The sequence below is a fragment of the Paraglaciecola sp. genome, assembly GCF_030730205.1.
GTDB lineage: Bacteria > Pseudomonadota > Gammaproteobacteria > Enterobacterales > Alteromonadaceae > Paraglaciecola.
Genome location: NZ_JANQVQ010000019.1, coordinates 1 through 4,724 on the forward strand (window position 1 = coordinate 1; position 4,724 = coordinate 4,724).

Sequence of the window (4,724 nt, forward strand, 5' to 3'; positions counted from 1 at the left end):
ATGGTTTTGAAATTTCGCCGCGGCTATTTGGTATGCTAGAACGCTTTGGAAAATATATCCCAAGTACACCTGAAGAAGGTCCGACAGATGCATATCACTACTTTTTTGATGATCAAGGCCAGCCTTTCCCGGTGGGACATTTATTAAAAAATCCAGACTATGCCAAAACATTGGAGATTGTGGCACAGGATCCCAGGGCATTTTACGAGGGCGATATTGCCAAGCAGATAGCTGATATGGTTCAACGCTCGCCAAGAGCTGGCACATTAACCGTAGCCGATATTGCCGCTTATCAAGCCATTAAACGTGAGGCGCTTTGTCAGCCTTACCACCAAACCCAAATATGTGGTGCGCCGCCCCCTTCATCATGGGTAGCAGTGGGTATGATCATGGGCTTACTTGAACACAGCCAAGGTTTTAGTGCGGCCGGAATGGATGATCCTAACAATTGGGCTTTGCTGGCGAAAGCACAACAATTAGCGTATGCAGACCGAGACCAATTTATTGCTGATCCAAGTGTTATCGATATGCCGATTTACGGCATGTTAAACAAAGATTACCTAAAAGAGCGTGCCATGTTATTAGCGGGGAACAAGAGCTTGGCTTCGATTTCGGCAGGTGATCCTTGGCTCTTTAATGATCAACTGCAAACTCGTTTAACCGGTCAAGACGGGACTCATGATGTGCATGGCACCACTCACTTTGTAATAGTTGATGCTAAGGGCGATGTGGTATCCATGACCGCAACAGTGGAAAGTATTTTCGGCACTACGCGGATGGCAGGCGGCATGTTTTTAAACAATCAGTTAACCGACTTTTCATTTAAGCCCGTGGATAACGAAGGTTTGCCAATTGTGAATGCGGTGGCACCAGGAAAACGTCCCCGTTCATCGATGTCACCTACGATTGTACTAGACCAAAACGGCGAGTTTTTAATGGCAACTGGCTCACCGGGTGGTAATAACATCATTGCTTATACCGTGAAAACTTTGGTGGGTGTATTTGAATGGGGCCTAAGTGCTCAGGATGCGGTTGATTTGCCCAATATGGTGGCACGAGGTGAAACCGTTAGATTAGAAAAAGAGCTGACCCCTGACATCGTCATAACAACGATGCAAAACCTAGGATTTAACGTCGATGCCTCGCAAGGCGAAAATTCAGGATTAAGTGTTATTTTGCGTAAATCAGACGGCTCCTTAGAAGGGGCGGCTGATAAACGCAGAGAAGGCGTTATCGGCACCTTGTAAAGCGTTACAATGTGTATAGAGCATATCAGCAGGACACGCATCCCTCTCATTTAGGGATGAGTGTCCTGTCTTTTTACCTGCTTAATACCACTGTGCTGATGTCCAATGGCAATGTGGTTTTATCTGGCCGTCCAGCCACCATCAATGACCATGGTTTGCGCCGTTATATTGCGGGCAGTATCGGCTATTAAAAAAGCTGCAGTAGCCGCCAATTCATCCATTTCAATAAAGGATTTTTTCGGCATAGGCTCTAACATTATTTTGTTAACAACGTCATCTTCGCTGATCCCGTGTTCAAGGGCTTGGGCAGCGATTTGTTTGTCTACTAATGGCGTTCGAACATAAGCGGGGCAGATAGTATTGATAGTAATGTTACAATCGCCGGTTTCTAAGGCAATGGTTTTAGCAAAGCCTAATAAACCATGTTTGGCGGCTACATAAGCTGATTTAAATGGTGAAGCAATCAACGAATGGACGGAGCCAATATTGATTATCCGACCAAAGTTTTGTTCGCGCATGGATGGCAAGAATGCTTGCGTCATCAAGGCCGGCCCCACCAACATAATATTAATTAATTGCTGCCATTTATCTGCCGGAAAGTCTTCAATTCGAGAAACATGTTGAATACCCGCGTTGTTGATCAGCACATCTATTTTTAGTGGAGACAATCGTCCTGGCAAGGCGGCAACGTGCTCTGCTTGGCTGACATCTACTGCTATGGCTGAGGCCGAATAACCCGCATCGCTGAGTTTGCGTGCCGCCTCTTGCGCGGTGTTAAGCTGCAAATCAGCAATAATAATTTGATGGCCCAAGGTGGCGAGTTGCTGGGCGATACCAAAACCAATACCACTGGCTCCGCCGGTAATGAGGATGTTTTTTGAAAGCATAGTTGGGCCTATTGTTGAATAGAATAATGTTGTAATGAGCGGGCCATACGAGTAACCGCTTGGATTTGTTGACCTTGTTGCGTGGCATATTCTGCACCGGTATAACCCCACCAATCCCAGCAACCTTGAGGATTAAGAGGCATAAAGGTTGAGTTTTTAGTTTGGGGGTAGAGCACCACCATACGATTATTGTCAGCCCAATTATTCAGACCACTGAGCTGGGCATATTGGGTCCCCACGCTTTGTGAATTTTGATTGCAGCCGTGAAAGCTAATGTGTAGCGAACAGCTTTCACCTGCAGCACAGCTTTTGGGTACATAAGCGTAGGCAAGATCAGCCAGCGTGCTTGCCGACTCACCGCCAAGTTGTTGTTGATCAAGTTCTACTATTTGCCCTTGGGGCGTGTCGACCCGAACCGCAAAATCATCAAACAAATAGCCGAACATTTCCCCCGCTGCATCATATTGGCAGTTGCCAATATAGGGCGAAACTGACTGCTGGCAATCGCTGCCCTCACTCAGTGTAGGAAACAGGTGTGAGGTGGCTTGGTCGTTGACGTACTTGACATTTTCTTTGCCTGCTAAGTCTGCGTATTGCTCATAGAGTGCGTCACTGACTTCTTGTTTTACTTTATTGTCATTGGCTCCGTGAAAAAGCCATACTTTACTTTTTTTAAGGTTAGTAAGGGGAGATATTTTTTCTTCCGTCGCATAGGTGTTTGCCACACTGTTTAAGTGATTTAGGTCAATGGGGCTTAGCACTTGATTTACACACTGCTCGAGCGCAGTTTTGATGCTGCCTTGAGCGCAGTAATAGGGCCCTGCGGCAATGATACCGACTTTTGTTACCCAATCAGAATGAGCAAGATGAAACTGATTGGCCATGTAACCGCCACTAGAGAGTCCTGAAACACTGATTTGCTCCAAGGAAAGATCCAGTTTTTGCGGCGCAGCTATGACGCTGCCAGCGCTGATACTTAAAGCTAAACAAATAAGTTTGTAGGTCATGTTGCTTCCTTATTGCGCTAAGAATTGTTTTATTTTGTCGCCTTGCTGGCTAATTAACGACACCCCATTTAAGTGTCCTAAATTTCCCTCTAACTCAATTAGCTCACTCTGTTTTCCTAATGCTAATAAGGTTTGATGGGCTCGTTTAGCTAAATAGGGCATTAACAATAAGTCATTACTAGCGGGTAAAAACAGGCTTTTGGCTTTCACATTTTGCAGTCCCTTGGCAAGCTCACCTTGATGGCCTGCAACAAATAATTGATTTGCCCTGACCAAATACAGTAAGTGATTGGCGTCCATTAATCGCGCACGTTGCTGCGCTCGTTCACGTAACCAACGCACAATGGCCGGGGACTGATGGATGTCTTGCAAAATGGCTTGTTGTGACGATTGATGATCTATATCGCTTGTTGACGCCACTTGATTAAAAAATTCTGGGCTTAGCGCCGCTTGAGTAATGAACATCAAAGCCGCTGTAAGGCCCTCTAAGGGGGGGCTTGAAGCATAATAATCACCCTGTTGCCAGTTCGGGTCCAGACGAATAGGAATAGCCCATTGCTCTAATAAACTACTAGACCAATCGTCAGTTTCACCGCTACCTACGACAGAAATCATGCGAGGTACCCAATCCGGATAGGCTGCCGCCCAGTCAATCGCTTGCATGGAGCCCATTGATGCGCCCACGACACCATGTAATTGCTTGATACCTAATGATTCGAGCACGGCTTTTTGTATGTTCACAAAATCTCGAATGGTCACTACCGGAAAGCTTAGCCCGTAGGGTTTGCCGGTATCAGGATTAATTGAAGCAGGCCCGGTGGTAATCGTATTAGGATCATTAGCATTTAAATTAACCAAGCTATCCACACTGATGACAAAATAGTGATCGGTGTCGATGGCTTTGCCCGGACCAATAATTGCGTCCCAATACCCAGCTTGGGGATCATCACTTGCATATTTTCCTGCTGCGTGAGAGTTAGCCGAAAAATAGTGGGTGATTAAAATAGCATTGTCTTTTTGTTTATTCAGTTTTCCGTAACTCTCATAGCCTATTTTGACATCGTTAATGATGCTACCGCCAAAGGTGGTAAAGGTGTCGGCATGAAATTGCTGCTTGGTCACCAGAGTCTCGCCTTGAGGGGCAGCGCTGAGCAGCAGGCAGGCCAGTGCGATTGATTTATACAACATTGTTATTTCTCTTCTCTATATTAAAACACTGAAAATAAGGCCACCGCCAAACTAAGCCCTAATAAGGGCACAACAACTGTTAGCGCCCCGACTGCCCAATAGGCGCGTTGATGAGTTTCATGACAAATCGCTCTGATTGTGGTGACAACATAACCGTTATGAGGCAAGGAGTCTAAAGCGCCAGAGGAAATTGCTACAATGCGGTGAAGTTCTTCTGGGTCAACACCTTGGTCAATGTAATGGGGCGCAATAAGTGGCAAGACAATCGCTTGACCTCCCGATGCAGAGCCTGTCATTCCGGCAATGACACTAATCGCAATAGCTGCACCAATCAGTGGTGAACCCGGAATTTGGGTCATTAACTCCACCGCAGTTTGAAATGCATCAGTGGATTT

Annotated in this window: 4 protein-coding genes and 1 pseudogene; 1 reads left to right on the forward strand and 4 read right to left on the reverse strand. The window is 46.0% G+C overall.

Annotated elements, in window-relative coordinates:
• The coding region (locus NWQ57_RS01380) for a gamma-glutamyltransferase family protein (protein ID WP_306020159.1) at positions 1-1,247 on the forward strand (1,247 nt) is incomplete at its 5' end.
• 119 nt (positions 1,248-1,366) lie between these two features.
• On the opposite strand, the gene NWQ57_RS01385 is transcribed toward NWQ57_RS01380, so the two are convergent.
• The 4 genes and pseudogenes from NWQ57_RS01385 to NWQ57_RS01400 form a co-directional block, all read right to left on the reverse strand.
• Positions 1,367-2,134 (reverse strand): 3-hydroxybutyrate dehydrogenase, encoded by a 768-nt coding sequence (locus tag NWQ57_RS01385; protein ID WP_306020160.1) that lies wholly within the window; start codon positions 2,132-2,134, stop codon positions 1,367-1,369.
• 8 nt (positions 2,135-2,142) lie between these two features.
• A complete protein-coding gene (locus tag NWQ57_RS01390; RefSeq protein ID WP_306020161.1) occupies positions 2,143-3,141 on the reverse strand; it encodes a PHB depolymerase family esterase in 999 nt (332 codons plus the stop codon).
• A 9-nt stretch (positions 3,142-3,150) separates the two neighbouring features.
• Entirely contained in the window at positions 3,151-4,329 is a 1,179-nt protein-coding gene (locus tag NWQ57_RS01395; RefSeq protein ID WP_306020162.1) for a homoserine O-acetyltransferase, read from the reverse strand.
• A 20-nt stretch (positions 4,330-4,349) separates the two neighbouring features.
• Positions 4,350-4,724, reverse strand: a pseudogene (locus NWQ57_RS01400) (GntP family permease); the annotation flags it as partial.